At 72.8% G+C, this 21221-nt stretch carries 22 protein-coding genes; 16 read left to right on the forward strand and 6 right to left on the reverse strand.

What is annotated here, in order from left to right; translation table 11 throughout:
- Positions 1-20 precede the first annotated feature (20 nt).
- On the reverse strand, positions 21-845 hold the full coding sequence (locus AWW66_RS00145) for a Rossmann-fold NAD(P)-binding domain-containing protein (RefSeq protein WP_211271789.1): 825 nt from the start codon (positions 843-845) through the stop codon (positions 21-23).
- A gap of 144 nt (positions 846-989) precedes the next feature.
- Here AWW66_RS00145 and AWW66_RS00150 point away from each other — a divergent pair, with 144 nt between their 5' ends.
- Entirely contained in the window at positions 990-1409 is a 420-nt protein-coding gene (locus tag AWW66_RS00150) for a MarR family winged helix-turn-helix transcriptional regulator (protein WP_067359217.1), read from the forward strand.
- Positions 1410-1472: 63 nt separating this feature from the next.
- On the opposite strand, the gene AWW66_RS00155 is transcribed toward AWW66_RS00150, so the two are convergent.
- Positions 1473-2099 carry an RICIN domain-containing protein gene (locus tag AWW66_RS00155; protein ID WP_211271790.1) on the reverse strand — a complete coding sequence of 209 codons (627 nt, stop codon included), beginning with the start codon at positions 2097-2099 and terminating at the stop codon, positions 1473-1475.
- Between the two features lie 367 nt (positions 2100-2466).
- On the opposite strand from AWW66_RS00155, the gene AWW66_RS00160 reads away from it, so the two are divergent.
- From AWW66_RS00160 to AWW66_RS00170, 3 genes are read left to right on the forward strand one after another with little or no spacing between them, the layout of a single operon-like run.
- A complete protein-coding gene (locus AWW66_RS00160; protein ID WP_211271791.1) occupies positions 2467-2844 on the forward strand; it encodes a DUF2089 domain-containing protein in 378 nt (125 codons plus the stop codon).
- A complete protein-coding gene (locus AWW66_RS00165) occupies positions 2844-3101 on the forward strand; it encodes a hypothetical protein (RefSeq protein WP_067359219.1) in 258 nt (85 codons plus the stop codon). The genes AWW66_RS00160 and AWW66_RS00165 overlap by 1 nt, the downstream gene beginning before the upstream one ends.
- A gap of 11 nt (positions 3102-3112) precedes the next feature.
- A complete protein-coding gene (locus AWW66_RS00170) occupies positions 3113-3538 on the forward strand; it encodes an SHOCT-like domain-containing protein (RefSeq protein ID WP_067359220.1) in 426 nt (141 codons plus the stop codon).
- A 365-nt stretch (positions 3539-3903) separates the two neighbouring features.
- On the opposite strand, the gene AWW66_RS00175 is transcribed toward AWW66_RS00170, so the two are convergent.
- Genes AWW66_RS00175 through AWW66_RS00190 form a run of 4 tightly spaced genes read right to left on the reverse strand, consistent with a single transcriptional unit; the run spans position 3904 to position 7560 of the window.
- On the reverse strand, positions 3904-4815 hold the full coding sequence (locus AWW66_RS00175; protein ID WP_157527020.1) for a CpaE/TadZ family protein: 912 nt from the start codon (positions 4813-4815) through the stop codon (positions 3904-3906).
- Positions 4816-4828: 13 nt separating this feature from the next.
- The gene (eccD, locus tag AWW66_RS00180; protein ID WP_169807029.1) at positions 4829-6151 is read right to left on the reverse strand and encodes a type VII secretion integral membrane protein EccD; all 1323 of its coding nucleotides are present in this window, start codon (positions 6149-6151) and stop codon (positions 4829-4831) included.
- A 10-nt stretch (positions 6152-6161) separates the two neighbouring features.
- Positions 6162-6419, reverse strand: a complete 258-nt coding sequence (locus tag AWW66_RS00185) for a hypothetical protein (RefSeq protein ID WP_067359312.1) — start codon at positions 6417-6419, stop codon at positions 6162-6164.
- Positions 6409-7560, reverse strand: a complete 1152-nt coding sequence (locus tag AWW66_RS00190) for a DUF6177 family protein (protein WP_342671904.1) — start codon at positions 7558-7560, stop codon at positions 6409-6411. Before AWW66_RS00190 ends, AWW66_RS00185 begins: the two co-directional genes overlap by 11 nt.
- Between AWW66_RS00190 and AWW66_RS00195 the strand changes: the two genes are divergently transcribed.
- The 12 genes from AWW66_RS00195 (at position 7547) to AWW66_RS00250 (ending at position 21197) form a co-directional block, all read left to right on the forward strand.
- Positions 7547-7882 carry a hypothetical protein gene (locus AWW66_RS00195; protein WP_067359224.1) on the forward strand — a complete coding sequence of 112 codons (336 nt, stop codon included), beginning with the start codon at positions 7547-7549 and terminating at the stop codon, positions 7880-7882. The genes AWW66_RS00190 and AWW66_RS00195 overlap by 14 nt on opposite strands.
- Positions 7883-7898: 16 nt before the next feature.
- Positions 7899-8204 (forward strand): pore-forming ESAT-6 family protein, encoded by a 306-nt coding sequence (locus AWW66_RS00200; protein ID WP_067359225.1) that lies wholly within the window; start codon positions 7899-7901, stop codon positions 8202-8204.
- A 5-nt stretch (positions 8205-8209) separates the two neighbouring features.
- Entirely contained in the window at positions 8210-8674 is a 465-nt protein-coding gene (locus AWW66_RS00205) for a DUF6507 family protein (protein ID WP_067359226.1), read from the forward strand.
- Positions 8675-8779: 105 nt separating this feature from the next.
- Complete coding sequence (locus AWW66_RS00210; RefSeq protein ID WP_169807030.1) at positions 8780-11518, forward strand: alpha/beta hydrolase; 2739 nt, start codon at positions 8780-8782, stop codon at positions 11516-11518.
- A gap of 65 nt (positions 11519-11583) precedes the next feature.
- A complete protein-coding gene (gene eccCa / locus AWW66_RS00215; protein ID WP_211271792.1) occupies positions 11584-15453 on the forward strand; it encodes a type VII secretion protein EccCa in 3870 nt (1289 codons plus the stop codon).
- The gene (locus AWW66_RS00220) at positions 15450-15839 is read left to right on the forward strand and encodes a hypothetical protein (RefSeq protein WP_067359229.1); all 390 of its coding nucleotides are present in this window, start codon (positions 15450-15452) and stop codon (positions 15837-15839) included. Before eccCa ends, AWW66_RS00220 begins: the two co-directional genes overlap by 4 nt.
- A complete protein-coding gene (locus AWW66_RS00225; protein WP_157527022.1) occupies positions 15832-16938 on the forward strand; it encodes a hypothetical protein in 1107 nt (368 codons plus the stop codon). Before AWW66_RS00220 ends, AWW66_RS00225 begins: the two co-directional genes overlap by 8 nt.
- Before the next feature lie 130 nt (positions 16939-17068).
- Complete coding sequence (locus AWW66_RS00230) at positions 17069-17626, forward strand: RNA polymerase sigma factor (RefSeq protein WP_067359231.1); 558 nt, start codon at positions 17069-17071, stop codon at positions 17624-17626.
- The gene (locus AWW66_RS00235; protein WP_067359232.1) at positions 17623-18426 is read left to right on the forward strand and encodes a cupin domain-containing protein; all 804 of its coding nucleotides are present in this window, start codon (positions 17623-17625) and stop codon (positions 18424-18426) included. Before AWW66_RS00230 ends, AWW66_RS00235 begins: the two co-directional genes overlap by 4 nt.
- Before the next feature lie 58 nt (positions 18427-18484).
- Positions 18485-19285, forward strand: a complete 801-nt coding sequence (locus AWW66_RS00240) for an ABC transporter ATP-binding protein (protein ID WP_067359233.1) — start codon at positions 18485-18487, stop codon at positions 19283-19285.
- Positions 19282-20601 (forward strand): ABC transporter permease, encoded by a 1320-nt coding sequence (locus AWW66_RS00245; protein ID WP_067359234.1) that lies wholly within the window; start codon positions 19282-19284, stop codon positions 20599-20601. Before AWW66_RS00240 ends, AWW66_RS00245 begins: the two co-directional genes overlap by 4 nt.
- Positions 20598-21197 (forward strand): hypothetical protein, encoded by a 600-nt coding sequence (locus AWW66_RS00250; protein ID WP_067359235.1) that lies wholly within the window; start codon positions 20598-20600, stop codon positions 21195-21197. The genes AWW66_RS00245 and AWW66_RS00250 overlap by 4 nt, the downstream gene beginning before the upstream one ends.
- The last annotated feature ends 24 nt before the right edge of the window (positions 21198-21221 follow it).

The following is a 21221-nucleotide window of genomic DNA, read 5'->3' on the forward strand; positions in this document are numbered from 1 at the left end:
CCCGGGACGCGGTCGGGCCGTCAGCTCGCGGGCCGCAGCACGGGCTCGGTGTCGGCCAGGAACTCCCGCAGGGTCCGCGCCGGCCGGCCGGTGACCCGCTCGACGGTGTCGGTCACCACCGCGAAGCTGCCCGCGTGCACGCGCTCGAAGGTCAGCGCGAAGAGTTCCCGTTCGAAGCCGGTGGTCCCGGCCACGGCCTCGTCGATGGTCAGCTCCTGGTGGGTCACGGGTCGTCCTGCCGCAGCGGAGAGCAGCTCTGCGGTGCGCGGCAACGAGAGGGCCTCCGGGCCGGAGAGTTCGTACACCTGACCGGCGTGCCCCTCCTGGAGCAGCGCCCGCTCGGCCACGGCCGCGATGTCCCGGGCGTCGATCCAGGCCAACCGGGCACCGGTAGCGGGAAACGGCAGCAGTCCGGCACCGGCGATCTGGTCGCGGTAGAAGCGCGCGTCGGTGAAGACCTGCATGAACCAGCTCGGCCGCAGGATCGTCCAGGGGTGCCCGCCGTCGGTCACCGCGCGCTCGGCCAGCGGTGCCCATCCGTCGGGACCCATGTAGTCCGCGTCCTGCTCGGACAACAGGACGATCCGGGTCCGCGTCGGGGTCTGGGTCAGCAGCGCGCCGATGAGCTCCGGCGCGTCCGCCCGGTCCGGTCGGACGACGTACACCGCGTCGACGCCGTCGGTGGCCGCCGCCCACCCGGACGGGTCGTCCCACGAGAACGCGGTCGGGCGCACCCCCTCCAGGCTGACCGTGGACGGGTCGCTGCTGCCGCCGAGCACCTCCACGCCCCGCGCCACGAGCAGGTGCGCCAGCGGCAGCCCCGTCTTGCCGCGGACCCCGGTCACCAGAACGCGGGTCCTGCCGGCCCCGTCCGAGTTCGGACGTCCCACCGTGAACCACCCCTTTGGTTGAGTGACTAAAGTTTCATCACCCACCTAAACACCGATGCTTGAGTGAGTCAACCATTCCCCAGCAACTAACCTCCAGCTATGACCGAGGTGGCAGACACCCTTGAACAACAGGTGTGGGACTTCGTGTTCGCCTACGACGCCGCGTACGGGCGGGCGGCGCAGACGGTGGGGCTGAGCGCCGCGCAGGCCTGCCTGCTGGAGCACCTGACCGGGGGCAGCCGCTCCATGGGTGAGCTCGCCGCCGACCTGCTGTGCGACGCCTCGAACGTCACCCAGCTCGCCGCCCGACTGGAGGCCCGCGGCCTGGTGTCCCGCGCGCCCGACCCGACCGACCGGCGGATCAGGCAGGTGTCGATCACCCCGGCGGGGCGTGACGTGCAACGCGCGATGCGGCGGTCCTTCGACTTCCCGGCCGAGCGGCTGGGACGCCTGACCGCACCGGAGCAGCGCCAGTTGTCCGAGCTGCTGGCGAGGGTGCTGGCCACCGGTACGTCCTAGCGGCACCGGGCCGGCGCCGGCGTGGCGGAACCCGTGTCCCGCCACGCCGGTCGGTGCGCCGGTTCAGCCCCAGGTGCCGGCGTAGACGAGCCGCCAGTGCTGGTTGGTCCCGCCCCAGCAGGTGCCCTGCACCACGTACGCGCCGTGCGCGATGCTGGCGTTCGCGACGTCCAGGCACCGGTCGCTGTGCCGGGCCCGGATCTCGTAGAAGCCGTTGCCCAGGTTGACGAACCGCCAGTGCTGGTTCGTGCCGCCCCAGCAGTCGCCCTGCACCACCGACGCGCCGTGCGCGTTGCTGGCGTGCGCCACGTCCAGGCACTTGCCGCTGTGCTGCGGGCGGATCTCGTAGTAGCCGTTGCCGACGGCGATCCACCGCCAGCGCTGGTTGGCCCCGCCCCAGCAGTTGCCCTGCACGACCTGCGTGTTGTGGGCGATGCTGGCGTTCGCGACGTCCAGACACCGGTCGCTGTGTCGGGGCCGGATCTCGTAGTAGTCCACCGCCTGGATGCTGGGCCCTGCCGCGTCCCGCGCCGATGCCACCGCGGACCCGCCCTGCGCCCCGCCGGCCCCGGCCCGGGTCGAGCCGGGATCGGCCTGCGCCGCGCCGGCCCCGGTCGTCAGCAGGCCACCGGCCAGGATCGCGGCGAGCCAGGTCCGCAGCGCAAGCCGGCCGACCACCCGTCGATCCACGCGGGGCTTCCGGGACAGTTGTTCGGACCGCGGACATCCGCTGGTTTCCACCACGACCGCTCCTCACCTCGTCGGATACCCCGGCTCCTCGGAGCCGGTGGGGTCCACCCTGGTGGGTGTACGTGCTGTCCGACGGATTCCCGGACACCCCGCCCCCCGGCGAGGGTCCGGCGCTCGGCTTCGGTTTTCCGCTGCCCGGCGCGACCGGGGAGGCCGAGGGCGGTCGGCGACCACCGGGCTGGTCGGGGCGCTCCGGACGGTGGTCGCTGACCAACCGGCCTGATCCGGTGAGGGCACGAGGGGGAAATTAAGAAAATCAAGATCCATATCTTGAAAGTTAATACGTGATGGGTCTACTCTTTCGGCTATGACAGAGCAGGCCATGGACTGGCAGGAACTGACGAACCTGAGCCGGGGTCAGCCGTTCGTCGTCGAGCGGGTGCGCCTGGCCGGCAGCGGCGTCGCGATCGAGGGCCGGTTCGAGCTGCCGCAACTGGCCCAGCTCACCGTCGAGGACCAGGTCTTCGTCACGGCGTTCGTGCGGTGCCACGGCTCCATCAAGGAGATGGAGCGGATCTTCGGGGTGAGCTACCCGACGATCAAGGCGCGGCTGAACCGGATCACGCAGAAGCTCGCCTTCGTCGACACCGATCCGGCGCCACCCCAGGCCGACACCATCGACCGGTTGCGCCGCGGCGAGATCACCGCCCAGCAGGCGCTGTCCGAGCTCCAGGGGCAGGCGTGATGCCGCAGGTGGTGGCCGTGCGGTGCACCCGGGCGCACGGCCGGCCCCTGCGGATCTGGGTCCCGGTGCTCCCCGTGGTGCTCGTGCTGTCACCGGTGCTGCTCCTGGCCGTCCTGGCGGCGGCCGTGGCCTGCCTCGTGTACCGCATCAGCGTGGTGCGGGCACTCGGGGCCGGGTGGGGCGTCGTGTCCGCGCTGCCCGGCACCCGCATCGACCTCGAGCACGGCCGCACGGCGGTGCTCGTGACCATCCGATAGGAGAGAACCCCATGAAGGAACAGCGCAAGGACATCCTCGACATGCTGGCCGAGGGCAAGATCACCGCAGCGGAGGCCGAGCAGCTCATCGCCGCGCTCGAACGGGACCAGCCGCCGACGGCGGCCAGTCGCGACGCCCGACCGAAGGGCAAGGCCAAGTACCTGCGGGTGATGGTCGACGCCGTCGACGAGGACGGCGAGCCGGGCCGGGTCAACGTGCGGGTGCCGTTGCAGTTGCTGCGGGCCGGCGTACGGCTGACGGCCCTGATCCCGCCGCAGGCCCTCGGCACGGCCAACGCCGAGCTGACCAAGTCGGGCGTGCCGATCGACCTCACCCAGCTCAAGCCCGACCAGCTTGAGGCGCTCGTGGACCACCTCGACGAGATGACCGTGGAGGTGGACCAGCCCGATGCCAAGGTGCGGGTCTTCTGCGAGTAGGCGCCGTCCAGACGGGCGGGCCCTCAGGAGGGTGCTGCAACACCCTCCCGAGGCCGCACGCGCTCCAGCGCAACGGAGCACGGTGGAACTGCCAACCTGAAGTCTAGCCCGCCAGCAGGGGCGCCGCTGACGTCGGTTAATCGCGAAGGCACTCGGTGGCTGGCGAGACACCCTGCTGCCCGGCACCGTGGCCGACATGCGGCGGTACCCGAGCTGGGTGCCGCCGCATGGGCCCTCCGCGGGTGCCCGATCCGGATGGCGGTGATTCGACTCCGGTCGCTGCCCATCCCGATCGGTGTGGCTATCGTTCGCATCCGTGGCCCGCGCGGCGACCATCGACCGAACAATCCGGATCGAGCGGCAGGCTAACCGGCCAGGGCCAGGGCCGTGGCGGCGATCCGGACCACCGTCGGCGTGGTGCGGTGGGCCAGCAGGCCCGTTCGCACCGGTGCTCCCGTGGCGAGGCTGCGGTCGTAGGGAAGAAGGTGCGGTCGTCCGCTGCTGGCGTCGAGGGCGCGTACGGCGCTGGCACCACCACCGTCGCGCAGTGCGTCCGCGACCCGTGCCGGATCGAGCCGGCTGCCCGGCGACACCTCCATGAGCACTGGCACGGTGCGGGCATGTAGCTCCGGATCCGTCTCCCTGAACCAGATGCCCGCCGTGCGGACCCCATCCACCGTGGCCGGTATGGCGAGCACCACGGTGTGCACGGTCCCGAGGTGCCCCGGCTGCGTCAGCGCGTCGTGGCCGCCGTCGATCACCGCGCACCCGAAGAACCGCATCAGCGCGCGGGCCGCCTCGCCGTATGTGTCCAGACCCATGTGGCCCGGGCGTGGCAGCAGGTGGACCCGGTGGTCCTCGTGGGACATCCTCTCCGCGACGTCGGACGGTGGCAGCTGCGACATCGCCGCCACCTGATCGGCCGTCCACACCCCGGCTGCGGCCGGCCCGCTTTCGGAGAACCGAAACTCCAGCGAGCCATGGCCCAGTGTGGTTTCCAGCGCGAGCGCGCCGTCGCCCCGGTACGTCGCGAACACCGTCGCGAGCAGCCCGGTCAGCGTCGTCGCCCCGGCACCCCCGCGGACGGCGGCGACGAGGATGCGGCGGCAGGTGGTGAGCGGCCGTTGGACACGACGCAGGTCGTCCAGCAGAGCGTGCACCTCGGCGGCCGTCGTCGGAGCACCCACAAGGCCCGACACCAGCCGGGCGAGCCGGCGTCCGGGATTGTCTCCCGGCCGTACCCGCAGCCGCAGGCCCGCCAGCACCGGATCCCGCACGAACACCCCCTCGTCAGAAGATGTGCACCAACCGGTCGTAGGTGCCGAAGACGCCGACGGCCACCGGCACGGTCGCCAGCACCGCCGCCGCTTCGATCCGGTCGACGCCCCGACGGATCCGGACACGGACATGATCGGTCGGCTCCCCTGCGAGGAAGAGCATGCACGCCGTGGCCGCAGCGGCGACGGTGACGAGCGCCGCGCCCGACGCGCCGCCTGAGAACCTCAGCCACGCCAGGAGGAGCGCGGCGAGCGTGACGGCCGCCGCTGCGAACAGCGCGAGCATCTCGCCGGCCAGCGGGTACATCCGGGCCCGGCTCAACGCGATGGCAGTGAGCAGGCACGCGAGGCCCAGTGTCCACCGGCCGCCGTGACCGGCCAGCAACCAGCCACTGGTCGCGAGCGACATGGCCAGCGCGGCGACGGCCAGCGCGAGACCACGGTGGGCGGCGGCGATCGCCGAGTCGACGTCGGGCCGGGTCACCTCCCGACCCGCCGCGCGAGCGTCGTCCAGTCGAGGCAGACCGGCCATCAGGAGGGCGAGCCGAGGCAGGAAGCCGAGCAGGACGACCGCGACGACGGCCATGAGGGCGGCCAGCCGCTCGGCGGGCAGGCCGGCCACCTCACCCACCCACCAGAGGCCCACCAGGGCCAGGCCGAGCGCGCCGCCGATCCGGCCCCCTGCGCCCAGTGGCGTGGCGACACCGAGTAACGCGACCAGGGTGCCCGCCTCGGCGGCCAGGAGCAGCAGCCGTTGCATCGTGGTGAAGCCGGCGATCGACGCCCCGGCCCAACCGGCGTCGAGGGCGAGCGCACCACCGACGAGGATCAGCGCCGTGCCGGCCGGCTCGCGGACCCGCGCCAGTGCCGCGCCGAGCAGGCTCGCGATGGTGGCGGCGGCGGTCAGGAGCACGACCCCGGGGCGACCCGGACGGATCTCGTACGCCAGCGCGCCCGCGAGGACGGAGAGTGTGACGACCGCGAGCGTCACCGTCCATCGCCGGGACACCGGACTCCATCGCCAGGTCAGCCGCTCGGAGGCGTCGATGATCTGCTCTGCGACGTCGTGCACGACGGGCGCGGGTGGGCTGTCCGCCGCAGCCACCAGCCGCAGGACCGCACCGTCCGGCACCCCTGCGGTGGCGAGTGTGGCGGTGGCCGGCAGCGCGTGCCCGGTACTGGTGACAAGCAGCCGGGGATGGGGCGCCACCGCCGGCGGCTCGCCGAGCAGTTCGAGGACGTCGGGCAGCAGGACCCCGACGAGTTCGTCGGACGGCAGGACGACGTCCGCCCGGCGGTGGTCACCCACCACCGTCACCCGGCTGTACTCCGCCACCACAGTCGCCCTACCGGACCGGCGCGGTCGTCGTGACCGGCGCCGGTCGACTTGTCGCCTCCTGCGCGGCAAGGTGGTGCCGGATGAACGAATATCCGACACAACCGGCTGCGAGCACGGCCGAGATGGTCACGCTGGCCACGAACCTTCCGACATTCTCCGGGTACGACCGGCGGCTTGCCTGGGTGCCGAAGAGGAACGCGTCCCGGAGCCGCCTGCGGCGCACCGACACCGATTCGAGCAGTTGGACGTCGTAGTCACGGGCCATGGCGTCCACCCTGTCGCCAGGCGTCCAGCATCGGCGTGTCCGCTCGCAGTCCGTCCGCCACCGCCGTCACGGAGTCCCAGCCGTCGGCCAGGTCGTACCACACCGTCTCCCGGTGCGGTGGCCCGATGGGCTGCGCACCCGGTAGCGCCAGCGCCTCGGTGAGCGAAACGTCCGGTCGGGCGGCCGGTCCCGCCGCCAGTCCCCGGGGCCGACCGAGCCGGATTCCGCCCGGCGGGTACGACAGACCCGACTGGCCACGGTGGACGACGGCGCAGAAGATTCCGATGGGATGCTGCACCGCGAGGGTGTCGGCGAGGTCCCGCAACCGGTCCGGTGGCATCGTGGTGGGGCCGGGGTCGTCGATCGCCAGTAGTGTCGACTCCGCAACAGCGTGCTCGGTCGGGGTGATCTCGATGAGGCCGGCGCACCGTTCGCCCACGACGACCAGGACGGACGGGTGGGGGGCCCGCTGGATCGCGAAGTCGGTCAGGTCGCGGGTCCGCCATCGCTCGGAGACGGGCTCGGCCGGTCCCCATCCGGCGGGGCGCTGTCCGGTCAGTGCCCGGCACACCACCTCGGCGCCGACCCCGAACACGGCGGTTGGGCGCTCGTGCACGGCCTCGATGAGGATCCAGAGTTGCCCACCGGTCCCGCGCTCGTCACTCGCCTCAGGAGGTGGGCCGGTGTCGGCGTACGGCTCGAACGCCCCGTCCTGCCAGCGCAGCGGTGCCGACGAATAGCCGTCGCGGCACGTCCCGTCCGGGCTGGACACCACCCAGGTGGGGGTTGGTCCGCCCCGCAGGGCGAGCCACAGCGGCAGCGTGAGGTGGGTGGTGGCAGGCGTGACGAGTTGCACGGCCCGCCCCTCCCGCTCGGCGACGACGAGCGCGTCCACGAGCCCGTGATGCAGGCTGGCGACGGGCCAGCTCTGGTGGACCACGAATACGCGTTCCGTGACGACATCGACAACCGGCCACCCCACCCGTCGGATGATAGGAGTGACAGGGCGAATAATCCAGCTCATTCCTGCCCCGGCTATCGACGGACGACATGGTGGGGTTCGGTGGGTGGCGCTCTTTTGGGTAGCATGTCGAACACCTGTTAACCATTGAGGTCGGTGATCATAAATGCGCTTCGACATGGGAAGTCAGGCTCTGCCTGAATTGATCAATCGTACGGACGGCGCACACCAGGATCTCGGTGCTCTCATCCGGCAGCTGGTCGCGGCGGCGGAGCCGCTGGAAGGCAGGTTCAACGGTGCGGGAAAGGCCGCCTTCGACCGTTTCAAGCACCGTGCCGACGAGATCGCCGTCGACCTGAACTCGGCGGTCGCCTCGATCCTCGGCGGCCAACAGGGGATGAACGCCTCGTTCGTCGAGGGCGACCAGACGATGTCCGACACGACCCAGCGCGCCGAGAGCGCGGCCAACGTCGAGGGTGCGACCTTCCGCCTGCGGTCCTGAGACAAGGGAGATCGGCATGGGTAACCAGGACCGGCTCAGCTACGACACGGGCGCCTCGGCCGAGGTGCAGGGCAGTATCGGAGCCATCCTCGGACGGCTCGAAGCCGTCATCAACGAACGCGACCAGGCGGTCAAGGCTGCCATGGCGGACTTCCAGGCGGATGGGGTCTCGGACCTCTACCACGAGAAGGAGATCCGCTGGAACAAGGCGGCCCAGGAGGTCCGCGACATCATCACGCTGCTACGCAAGACGTTGACGGACAACGACGACACCGCGACCCAGGCCCAGGCTCGGGCCCGGGCCGCCGTCGAGGCGATCTGACGCCGATGACCAGATACCGGATCGAGCCGGGCGGCGTGGCGGCTGTGGTCAATGCCGTCAACGAGGACGCGGCGCGGACGTTGACCGCGCACGCGAAGGACCTCCAGCGGGCGACCACCTCGGCAGAGGCCCACCTGGACCCCCTGTCACCGGTCCGGGGCGCGTTGGGGCCCTTCGCCCTGGCGGCGGGCGGCCAGATCAAGGCCGTCTACTCGGCCACCACCACGGTGCTGCGCGCCACCGCCACCGCCACCAACGCCTACGTCGAGGCGGACCTGGACATGGCCCGCGCCGGCGAAGCGGGGGTGACCGTCACGGCGACGTACGTCGCCGGAAACGACGGAGACCGGGCCAGCCAGGCAGGCCGGCGCGCGGTCCAGGGACTGGCCAACATCCCCAAGCAGGAGGCGATGGACGCGCGGGAGACGCCGAGCCTCACCGACTGGTTGGACCAGGTGACCAAGCCGTAGCGGGAGGAACGGGCGGTGACCGACACCGGGGAGTGGCGCGAATTCGCGCTCGCAAAGTACCGTCCCTTCGGCGGGCAGCTCATCGATCCCGCGATGATCCCGCGAGTGACGTATGACGTCGCCGGGCTGCAGGCCGACGCCGCGCGGCTGAGGGCGGTCGGCGAGCAGGTCGACACCACCGCCCGGCGGGTCCACTCCCGGTGGAGCCGGGATCTACCGGACAGCTACGACGCACCCGAGGTCACCGACCTCGTCGCCGGTACCCTCCGGCCGGTCGACAAGGCGGTCGACGCACGGTCCGACCTGGAGGGGGCTGCCGCCGCGCTGGCCACGTTGGCCTCCACCGTCGGTCCACTACAGCAGCGCCTGGACAGCCTGCGGGCGGACGCGGCGGCGTTCCGGTCGTGGGCGCTCAGTCTCGGCCCACCCAGAGAGTGGGACCGGGAGGTGTATCCGGCCCGGGGGCAGTCGGGTGCCGAGGTCAACAAGAACCTGGCCAACCAGGTCGGTGACGCTCTGAACGATATTCTTCAGGCCGAGGCGGCCTGCGTCTCGACGATCGTCCGGCACACCAGTACCGCGGCACTGCCGCCACCCAGTGAGATCCCCAGGATCGCCGGAAATCGCGGCGTCCAGGCCGGGCCGCCGGACTGGCGCCGCCTCGCCCTGACCTCCGGCACCAACCTCCCCTGGGGTGGCCCCCAGATCAAGGAGCCGGGAGAGGTGGCCAGCCTCGTTGGCGGCTTCGTGACCACCTTCGTCGGCCAGCCGATCGAGTTCCTCGGCGGACTGGCCGGGCTGACGTTCGACAGGGTGACCGGCACCACCAACCAGCGCGAGCTACACATCGGCTGGGAGGCGTCGACAGCCCGGCGGACCTGGCTGGGCCTGGGCGCGCTGGGCGTAATGGCCAACCCCTCGACCTGGCTCGTGCCCGGCCTACGCCAGCGCAACAGGCAGACCTGGAACGGACTGTGGCGGGGACTCAGCGCGTCCGACGAGAGGAACGGCTGGCGGCGTAGCGGGATGGTGCTGGGCAACATCGCCGGTCTGCTTCTCCCCTCACCGAGCAAGGGCATCGGCCTCACCGATGCCCTGCAGGGTGTGGCGACCCGGGGCAGCCGGGTGGCGAGCGACGGCGGCGTGGCGGCGAAACTCGGCGGGGCCGCGATGACGGTGCCATACCGCGTCGTCAGCGGACAATGGCTGTTTGCCGACGTCCGGCTCGCCGGGCGTGGCCTCGGCAAGGCTGTGCACAGCGGTCTCGACCGGATGTTCGGCGACGTCCCCGTCCGGCCGCCCACCGCAGGGGAACTGGCCAACAGCATTGCCGCGCGATCGTCCGGCGGTGAGAACGGCCCGCCCGTGGAGAGCCGTTCGGCCGGCGGAACCGCGCGGACCGCCGTTCCGGGCCCGCCGGGCGGCGTGCTCGACGACGGCCACCTGCTCGGGATCCTGACCAGGCACGCCGACGACCCCGCCGCGCTGGCGACGGCGGTCCGCGAACACTTCGCGGGGCTCAGCGCCACCGACCGGCGGGACCTCGCGTTCCGGCATTCCGAGGTGGTCAGCCGGCTCGACGGCGTGCCCAGCGACGCGCGCTCCTGGGCGAACCTGGCCCGCGTCGAACGTGACCTGGAGGCGCTCCGGGCGCTCGAGAAGCCAGACTGGTTGGAGAGGCGCCGCCTGAAGGCGCTTGAGGCGATGACGCAGCCGATACGCGATCCGGTCACCCGCGAAATGACGCAGCCCCAGGTGCTGCGGTACGACGGGAGAAGGGGCCGGGCCGTGGTGGCGTACGGCGACCTCGCCCGGGCCGACCGGCACGCGATCTTCGTGCCGGGCATGTTCAACAGTTTGAACAGCTTTCCGAACATTAAGGAGAACCTCGAACAGTGGGCGGACGGCGCGGCGCTGTCCCACAGCCGTACCGCCACCGTCGCCTGGCTCGGCTACCGTCCGCCAAGAGCCTTCGGTGGCCTGCACACCCGGGTGGCGGAGTCCGCCGGGCAGGATCTGAACGCGTTCATCCGACAGTTCCAGAGCGAACACCACAAGCCCACCGTCCTCGTCGCGCACAGCTACGGCTCTCTCACCTCCCGGTACGCGTTGCAGGCCGGTGACACCCGGTTCGAGGCCGTCGTGCTGATCGGCAGCCCCGGCGTCGGCCGCGACATCGACAGCCTCCTGCGCCTGCCCGGCATGCCGCCGCCCGACCGGGTCTTCTGGGCGAACGCGCCGTGGGATCCGATCTCTTGGTCAGGCTGGCACGCAGCCCCGCAACACGGCGTGCACCTCGACGCCTCCGATGGCTTCTTCCACACCGTGGCTGGGGGGTTCACGAAGGGCGACATCGGCCGCAGCATCGGCGCCGTGATCGCGGGCGACTACGCCCGGGTCGTCGAGGCGACGCCGCCGCTCGTCCGACAGCGGGTGATCACCGCGTTCGGCCGCGGTCTGGGTTTCAGCGTACGCGAGTTCTTCGACGCGACCCTGCGCGCTCCCGGCTCGGGCCGCTGGCTGGAGACAGCTCCCCGCCCCCGCTCCTACCCGCACAACGACCCCGGCCACAACAGCTTCCAACAGGCGTGGAGCCACCTCAGTGAGAGCCGCCGGCAGGCGCTGCTCGGGTCGATCCTGGGGCAGAAGGACCCGGTCGGCATGAGCGCCTACCTGGTGCGTGACCCGGCGCCGGGGGCGGATCCCGACCCCTACGACGTGGCGGCGGCGTACCTGCTGACCCATCCGGACCGGGCTGTCGCCGAGTACCTGCGGCGGTATCCCGCGGTCATCCCGCTCGCCGACGGGCCGCCCGGTCCGCCGAGCAGCCGGCAGACCCCATGACCACACGGCTCGTGCACCGCCCGGCGCGGAACGTCCGCCCACCGGGGGAACCCTCCCCTTGGGTCGTGGAGTCGCCGCCGACCCTGCCGGACGGCAAGGCGCTCCCCAACGTGGTCATGCTGGTGCCTGCGGTCGGCGTCGCCGGCTCGATGTCGATGATGCTGTTCTCCCGGGGCAGCGCCTTCGCGGTCCTCGGCGCACTGGTCCTGGTGGGCGCGTTGGTCGCCGGGGGCGTGCTCCTCCTCGCCCAGCGCGGCCAGGCGTCGCGCACCCGCCGCGAACAGCGCGAGCGATACCTCGACTACCTGGAGGAGTTGCGGGGCACGCTCGCCACCGAGGAGAAGGACGCGCGGGCCCGGGCCCGGCTGCTCAGCCCGTCGCCCGGCGCTCTGGTCGACACCGTCCGTGACCCGGCGCGGCTCTGGGAACGCCGCCGCAGGGACGCGGACTTCCTGGCCGTCCGCGCCGGGCTCGGCACGGTGCCGGCCCGTCCCGTCGAGCTACCGGACCGGGGGACCGCGCTGAGCCCGACCGACCCGTTCATGCTCGCCGAGGCCCGCGCCATCCTGCGCCGATTCCGGACCGCGCCGGGCATGCCGCTCGTCGTTCCCCTGGACAGGGTCGGCAACGTGAGCGTGATCGGGCCCCGCGCCTCGGTCCTGCGCGCCGTCCGGGCGCTACTCGTCCAGACTGCGGCGTGGCACGCCCCCGACGACGTGGCGCTCGCCGTCGCCCACCCGCCCCAGCGGGAGGCGGACTGGCACTGGGTCAAGTGGCTGCCGCACGTGCTGGACCGCGACGTCCGGGACGGGGCGGTGCCGGCGCGCCGGATCGCCCCGGACCCGGCGCACCTGCGCGCGCTGCTGCACCCCGAGCTGACCCGCCGTGCGGCGTACCTGGGCGAGCTGCGTCGTGGCGCCTCCGCAGCCGGTGCCACGGCCCTGCACCGGCTGCTGGTCGTGCACGACACGTACGGTTCCGTGGCCAGCGACCTGGCCATGCCCGACCCGAGCCTGCCGGTGGCGGATGCCGGGGTCACCGTCCTCCACCTCGCCGCCGACCGGTTGCACGAGCCGGACCAGGTGGCCGTGCGACTCACGGTCACCGGGGCGGACATCACGGTGGAGGACCTGCGCACCCGTACCCCGACTGTCTACTCGGGACACCTGGATCCCGTCGACGACGGGCTGGCCGAAGGGGTGGCCCGGCTCCTGGCACCGCTGCGGCTCTCGCCCGACTCGACGGACGACGTGTCACACGGCGGCGCGGTGGACGTGACGACGCTGCTCGGCCTGGACGATCCGACCGCGCTGGACGTGCCCCGGCTGTGGGCGGCGCGCGGCGAACGCGCGTTCCTGCGCGTGCTCATCGGCCTCGACGACGTCGGCAAACCGCTGTTCCTGGACCTCAAGGAATCAGCCCAGCTCGGCATGGGCCCGCACGGGCTGTGTGTCGGCGCGACCGGATCGGGCAAGAGCGAACTGCTGCGCACGCTCGTGCTGTCGCTCGCGGTCTGCCACGCGCCGGACCTGCTGGCGATGGTGCTCATCGACTACAAGGGGGGCGCGACGTTCGCCCCGTTGGCGGCGCTGCCCCAGGTGGCCGGCGTCATCACCAATTTGGAGGACGACCCCGGACTGATCGAACGGGCGTACGCGAGCCTCGACGGCGAGGTCAAGCGCCGGCAACAGGTGCTGCGGTCCGCCGGCAACGTGGCCAACGTGACGGACTACGCCGTGCTGCGGGAGAAGCGGAGCGACCTGCCGCCGCTGCCCTCCCTGCTGGTCATCGTCGACGAGTTCGGCGAACTGCTCACCGCCCGACCCGATTTCATCGAGCTGTTCCTGACGATCGGGCGGATCGGACGCAGCATCGGTGTGCACCTGCTGCTGTCCAGCCAGCGGGTGGACGGCAGCAGACTGCGGGGGCTGGAGAACCATCTGTCGTACCGGCTGGGGCTGCGCACGTTCTCCGAGGCGGAGAGCCGTACGGTGCTGGACACGCCGGACGCGTACCACCTCCCGCCGCTGCCCGGCTTCGGTTACCTCAAGGTCGACACGACGGTGTACGAGCGGTTCAAGGCCGCGTACGTGTCGGGGCGGCACACCCGGGCAGCGGCGGCCCCGGCGAGCGGCGACCAGCCAGGCCCGGCGTACTACCGGCAGTACCGGTCGCCGCCGGCACGAGACGAGGAAGCCGCGCCGATGCCCGAACGGGTGGTGGAGGACACCCTCCTCGACGTCGTGGTGCGCCAGCTCGCGGGCGCCGCCACGCCGGTACACCAGATATGGCTTCCGCCGCTGCCGGCGGCGGTGACGCTCGATCAGATCGCCGGACCGGTCACCGCCGACGCGGACGGGTTGCGGCTGGCGGCGAGTCCCGGGGCTCTCCGGGTGCCGGTGGGGATCCTGGACGACCCGGCACGGCAGCGGCAGGAGCTGTGCGTGGTCGACCTGACCGAGGCTGGCGGCCACCTCGCGGTCATCGGGGGTCCGCAGTCCGGCAAGACCACCCTGCTCCGCACCCTCGTCATGTCGCTCGCGTTGACCCACACCCCGAAGCAGGTGGCGGTGTACGGCATCGACCTGGCCGGCTCCGGGCTCGCCGCCCTCGCGGACTTTCCCCACGTGGGCGGTGTGACCGGTCGCGGCGACCGGGAGCGGATCCGCCGGACCGTCGAGGAGGTCCGGCTCATGCTCGAACACCGCGAGCTGCTCTGCCGGGGCCGTGGCATCGACTCGGTGGAGCGGCTGCGTGACGCCCACGCCTCCGGGGCGGTGCCCGAACTGCCCAGCGCCGACGTGATCCTGCTGGTCGACGGCTTCGGCGCTCTCCGCAGCGAGTTCGACGACCTGGAGCCGATGATCGCGGACCTGCTGCAGCGAGGCAGCGGGTACGGCGTCCACGTGATCGCCTCGATGCTGCGCTGGAACGACGTGCGTATCGCGCACCAGGCCGCGTTCGGCATCCGTATCGAGGCTCGGCTGGGTGACCCGACCGACTCGGTCGTGGGGCGTCGGTTGGCCGAGACGATCGGGGCCGACCAACCCGGCCGGGTGCTCACCACCGGCGGCCTCGTCGCGCAGGTCGCGCTGCCACGGGTGGACGGCCTGGCGAGTCGTGCCGACCTCGGCGACGTGACACGTCAGGTCGCCGGCACGGCACGGGCGGCATGGCCCGGGGAGCGGGTGCCGGCCATCCGGGTGCTGCCCGAACAGGTGCCTGTCGCCCTGCTACCCGGCCCTGCGGCCATGCCGGAGCAGGTGCCGATCGGCGTGGACGAACTGGCGCTGGCACCGGTGGCGCTGGACCTCTTCGGTGCCGACGGCCACCTGGTCGTGCTCGGCGACGGCGCATCCGGGAAGACCAACCTGATCCGCGTGATCGCGGCCGGACTGCGTGAACGGTACTCCGCCGACGAGGTCACGTTCGCCGTGATGGACCCGCGTCAACGGCTCCGTGATCTGGTGCCGGAACCGTACCTGGGCGGGTACGCGCACCACCCACGGCTCTGTGCGGCGCTGGCGGTGGGCATGGCCAAGGAACTCGCCAAGCGGCTGTCGGAGGACCCCACCGTGCGCGGGTTCGACGGCCCACGGGCCGTGCTCCTGATCGACGACTACGACATGCTCACCGCCGCCGGCCAGCGGCCGCTGGAAGCGCTGCTGCCGTACGTGCCGTCGGCCCGCGACATCGGCCTGCACGTCGTACTCGCCCGGCGGGTGGCCGGGGCGGCGCGTGGCAGCTACGACCCGTTCCTCCTCGCGGTGCGGGAGAGCGGCGCCACCGGCCTCGTCCTCGCCGGGGACCGCGGCGAAGGGCCGCTGTACCCCGGCGTGTACGCCCAGCAGCAACCACCGGGCCGCGGCTTCTGGGTATGCCGGGGCGCACCGGTCCGCCTCGTGCAGACGGCCCTCGGAGAGGAGGACGGGTGACCTATGACGTCGTGGTGCTCGCGAGCCGGCCGCCGGACGTACCGGCTGTGGTGGCCGGCCTGGTCGCCGCTGGTGAGGACCTGCTGGTGTGGGGGGCCGCAGATGGCGCCGTGATCCAGCTCTGCGCACCGCACGCGAGCGGGGACGGCGGCCTGAGCGTGCTGCTGACCGTCGAGGAACCTGTCTTCGTGCCGGTGCCGGCCGAGGTGTCCAGGCTCCTCGGCGCGGACGTGGCCCGACGCGCGCCGACGCCGCTGTGGTGGGTGCGGGTGCGAGCGCCGGACGAACCGACCAGCGCCGCCGGACTCGCTCACCGGTTCGCGGCAGCGCTGATCGAGCGGCTCGGCGGAGTGGCCTGGCCGAGCGAGGAGAACCCCGGTGGATGACCTCATGGGGGCGCCAGACCACAGGCCGGGTCCTGACGAACTGGTCGACCGGCTCGTGGAGCTGTGGACGGAGGCCGGCCAGCCGTCCGAGGAGACTCTGCGATCGCTGGCCGGCGAGCGGCCCACCGCCGGCGGGTTCCTCGCCGGCGGGCTCCCGCCCGGGACGGTCGAACGGATTCTCAACGGGCGTGAGACGGCGTGGAAGGTGGTCGAGCCGTTCGTCGCAGCCTGTCTGGTTGCCGCCGGGCTCGCGCCGGAACTCGTCGACGCGGAGGTCGCGCAGTGGCGTGCCGGCTGGCGGGCGGCGACAGCCGGGGGCGTCCCCACCGGATTGCCCACCGACCGGCCGTCGGCCCCCACCGCCGATGAACCGACCGGGCGGCGGACCCCCTGGTGGCGATGGCCCGCGGTGATCACAGCGAGCATCGTCGTGCTGGGGGTCGCTCCGCTGGTCCTGATATGGCTGACCGTTCCGGACTCGGCAGGGCGCGTCGAGCCCGGTCCCCACGCCGTCGGGTCTCCACCTGCGGCGGGCCGCCCGGCCGCCCCCGCGACACCGACCGGTTCACCGCCCACGCGACGGGCCAGTGCTCAGGCCACCTCCCCGGCGGGGTCACCGACGGTCAGTGCGCCGAACCTGCTGACCGATCCGGGTTTCGAGACATTGCCGACGGCGTGGCGGACCTTCGGCCCGAGCACCGTGCTGACACCAACACGGACCCGGCGCAGCGGTCAGCATGCGCTCCAGATCGGCACCACGGCACCGACTCAGGTGGCGGCCGGCGCGACCGGCTCGCCCGATCGGCTCACCACGGTCACCGGCGCGGCCTACACCGCCACCTGCTGGGTTCGCTCTGCCGACCCCGTCGGGGTCTATGCGCAGTTGCAGGAGTACACCCAGGACTGGCAGCGGGTGTCGGCGCCCACCCGGTCGCCGAAGATCGTGCTTGCGGACCCGACCCGCTGGTACCGGATCTCGGTCAGCTTCCGACGTGCGCACGGCGGCAACAATCTTCCGCTGTCGGTGTTCTCCGGTGACCTGCGCGCCGACGGGCCCACCCTCCTGATCGACGACTGCTCGCTGCGTCGGACCAGCTAGCAGACCGTGCTCGCGTTCTCCGACCGGGGAGGGTCCCACACTGCCCGTAGGAGTCCGACGTGACGGCGATCACGCCGGACCGGGACCCGATCCGGACGAGCCCGTCGTCTTACCGACCGTGAGGACAGGCATGGACGGCCCCGACGAGGGCGAACTCGTCCGTCGGGTGGCCCGCGGGGACCGGCGGGCGTTCGACGAGCTCTACCGGCGTACCGCGCCGTGGCTGGAGGTGCGCCTGCGCCGCCGGTGCGCCGACCCCGACGTCGTCGCCGAGGTGCTCCAGGACACGTACCTGACGGTCTGGCGGGCCGCGGGCAGCTTCTCCGGCGCCCGGACCGGCAGCGGCGGCGGGGCCCGGGGGAGCGCGGTGGGCTGGCTCTGGACCATCGCCGCCCACCGCCTGGTCGACGCGTTCCGCCGCCGGGCCCGCACCGCGCAGGTGCCGCCGGTGCAGCTCACGCCCAGCACCGCCCCGGCCGCCGAGGACGAGGTGATGGCCGCCCGGGTGGGACAGGAACTGGAACAGGCCCTGCTCGTCCTGCCGCCCGAGGTCCGCGCCGCCCTGCGGGCCACGGTCCTCGACGGACTCTCGCCACGCGAGGCGGCCGTGCTGCTGGGCGTCCCGGAGAACACCGTCAAGTCCCGGGTCCGCCGAGCCCGGATCGCCCTGCGGGAGGCCCTGTCGTGAGCACCCACCCCAGCCCGTCCCACCTCCACCGGTACGCCGCCGCCGACCCCGGCCTCGACGAGGCCAGCGTCTGGGCGATCGAGGCGCACCTCGAAGACTGCGCCGACTGCCGGGCCCGGCTGGCTGGCAGCACCACCGCCGACACCCAAGCCCTGATCGACCGGGTCGCGGCGAGCCTGGACCGGGAGATCGCCGCCACGCCGGTACCGGCCGCCCGGAGCCGGTCCTGGTCCGTGCTGCGCCACCGCTGGCTGGTCGGCACGCTGTCGCCGTGGCTGGCCATGACCGCCGCGGTGCTCGCCTGCGCCGCCGCGCTCAGCTCGCTGCGCGCCGGACTGCCCTCGCTGGTACTGCTGATCGCGCCGCTGGCGCCGCTACCCGGCGTGGCGGTCGCCTGGCACCGCCGCGCCGACCCGGCCTGGGAACTGATCGCCGCCACCCCCGCCGCCGGTCTGACCATGCTGCTGCGCCGTACCGCGGCGGTGCTGGCCTGCGTCATCCCCGCCCTCGCCCTCGTGGGCGCCGGCACCGGAGTGTCGCTGGCGCTGACGCTGCTGCCCTGCCTGGCGTTCACCGCCGCCACCCTCCTGCTGGGGACCCTCGTCGGCGTCCGCCGGGCCGCGACCGGACTGATCGCGACCTGGGCGCTCGTCGTGGTCGCACCCAGCCTCGCCGCCGCCCGGACCCCGGCGCTGCTGGAACCGGACAGCGCCGGCATCTGGGCGCTGGCCACCGTGCTCCTCACCGTGACGGCGCTCTTCCGGGTCGACGGATTCCGCCGACTCGCCCACCACGACTAGGCGATCCCCGCCACGCAACCCCGACCCCACGCCCCACCAGCGCACGAAGGAGACGACGATGCGTGCTGTGCGCGCGGCCGAGACGGCCGCCACCACCCATCCCTGGGCGATCCACGCCGACGGACTACAGGTCCGGGCCGGGCGGCAACTGGCCGTCAACGGCCTCGACCTGGCCCTGACCACCGGCGTCCACGGGCTGCTCGGTCCGAACGGCGCGGGAAAGACCACCCTGATGCGGGCCCTGGCCACCGTCCTGACCCCGGCCGGCGGACGGCTGACCCTGCTCGGACGCCCGGTCGACGGCCGCGCCGAGCTGCGACCGGTACGCCGCGCCCTGGGGTACCTGCCGCAGCACTTCGGCTTCTACCCGCGCTTCACGGTCCGCGAGTTCGTCGGCTACATGGCCTGGCTCAAGGAGATGCCCAAGGCCACCATCCCGGCGGCGGTGCAGCGGGCCGTCGACCGGGTCGGGTTGACCAGCCGAGCCGACGCCCGACTGAAGACCCTCTCCGGAGGCATGCTGCGCCGGGCCGGCATCGCGCAGGCCATCGTCAACGACCCGCAGATCCTGCTGCTCGACGAGCCGACCGTCGGCCTCGACCCGGAACAGCGACTCGACTTCCGTGAACTGCTGCGGGACCTCGGCACCGACAGCTGCGTCCTGGTCTCCACCCACCTGGTCGAGGACGTGGCGGCGGCCTGCACCGACGTCGTCGTGATCAACGAGGGCCGCCTGGTGTGGCAGGGCACCCCCGAGGGCCTGACCACGCAGGGCGACCACAGCCACGCGGGCGACAGCCCGGCCGAACGCGGCTACTCCGCCGTCCTGCGCCGGCACCGCGCGGAGGCCGCCCGATGAGCATCCTCGGTGTCGAACTGCGCCGTTCCGCCGCGCTCGGTGCCGCGCTGACCACCGTGGCGGCCGGGGTCGTCGCCCTCTACGTGGCCCCCGGCCGCTGGTCGACCGGCTGGATGGCGCTGGCCATCGCCATCCGCGAGTACCTGATCCTGATGTGGCCGCTCGCCCTCGCCGCCGGCGCCTGGCAGGGCCGCCGGGAGCACCGGACGAAGGTCGGCGAACTGTTCGCCACCACCGCCCGGCCCCGCGCCCAGCGGATGCTGCCGGTCCTCGGCGCGATGGCCATCACCCTCACCGTCGCCTACCTGCTGGTCACCGCTGCGGGCGTCGCCTGGATCTTCACCACCGACCGGTACCTGCCCGTGCTGAACGTCGCCGTCGTCACCGGGGTCGGCGTGCTGGCCCTCATCGGCGCGGCGTGGCTCGGCCTGGGCATCGGGCGGACGCTCCCCGCCCCCGCGACCGCCCCGACGCTCGGCGTGGCCGGCGTCCTCCTGGTCTTCGCCAGCTCCTTCGTCTCTCCGGACTGGCTGGCCGCAGCCATCTCCCCGATCCACGGCACGAGCCAGTTCCACCACTACCAGACGATCGACAACCAGGTCAGTGCCGCCCTCGCGATCTGGCTGGCCGCGCTCGCCGGCACCGGCGTGCTGCTGCTGGTCGCCGGTGGCTGGCGGGCCCGTACCGCGGCGCTGGTGCCGGTGCTGCTCGGGCTCACCGTGGCGGCCACGGTCGTCCCCCGGGACCCGGCCGTGCTCGACCAGCCGGTCGACCCGGTCGCGCGGGAACTGGTGTGCACCGACGACACCCCGACGGTCTGCGTCAGCCGGGTCCACGCCACCGTCCTCGACGCCCTGACCCCGTTGGCCCGGGAGGGCCTGGCGGTGCTGGCGAGAATGCCCGACGCACCGACCGCCGTGCACGAGGACACCACCACGTACCGGCTCCGCGAGGACCGGCCGACCCCGGACGGCGTCGTCACGATCCCGGTCCGGATCGACAGGCGCGGTGGGCTGGCCCATCCCGCCGCCGTGGTTCCCGAGATCGTCACCAGGTTGGGCGTCGAGTACGACGGGACCTGCCGCAACCGCAACCCGGCCGTCGAACGTGCCGCGGCCTCCTGGCTTCTCGGCCGGGAGCCACAGCCGGATCTCGGTGTCGAGGAGGACGCCGAGACCAACGCCGGGGCGGTCACGCTGTGGCAGGGGCTGCGCGCGCTCTCCGACGACGAGGCGCTGGCCCGGGTGACGGCCGTCCGCGACGCCGTCCTGGCCTGTGCGGACACCACCGGACTGCTGTCCCGGAGCCCCCGGTGACCGGGGTGGTGCTGTACCTGCGCTCCCGGCGCGTCCCCCGGACCCTCGCCGCGTCCCTCGGCGGCGCGGCGGTGCTCTGGAGCCTGTGGCTGGCCCTCGCCGACGAGCGGGACGTCGCCCCGGCAACGGTCGTGATGACCGTCCTGCTGATGGTGGCGGTCCTCTCCACCACCCTGGCCGGCCCGGACGAGGACCTGGACCGGACCGCGTCGGTACGCTGGCCCTGGCGGCGCGCGGCGCACCTGCTCGCCGGCCTGGTGGTCGTCCTCGTCGTGCTGCTCGCCACCCTGCACACCGGAGCCCGGTTCGGCCCGGCCGCGCTGGTGGCCCGCACCGCCGTCGGCCTGCTGGGGCTGACCGCGCTGTGCGCGGCGGTGTTCGGCGCCGCCCGGTCCTGGTTCCTGCCGCTGGGCTGGACCATCGTCGCCGCCCTGTACCCGCAGGAGGGCACCTGGGGATCGGCCGTGACGTGGCAGGGCCAGCCACCTGACGACAACCCCGCCCTCGTGATGGCGACGGTGCTCGCCCTCGGCGGGCTGATCGGCTACTCGATCGCCGGCCCGGCCCGCCGGGAGCCGTCCGAGCAGATCACCTGACCGGGTCGTGGCCGGTGGCCCGCT

This window comes from Micromonospora rosaria (assembly GCF_001567585.1).
Lineage (GTDB): Bacteria > Actinomycetota > Actinomycetes > Mycobacteriales > Micromonosporaceae > Micromonospora > Micromonospora rosaria.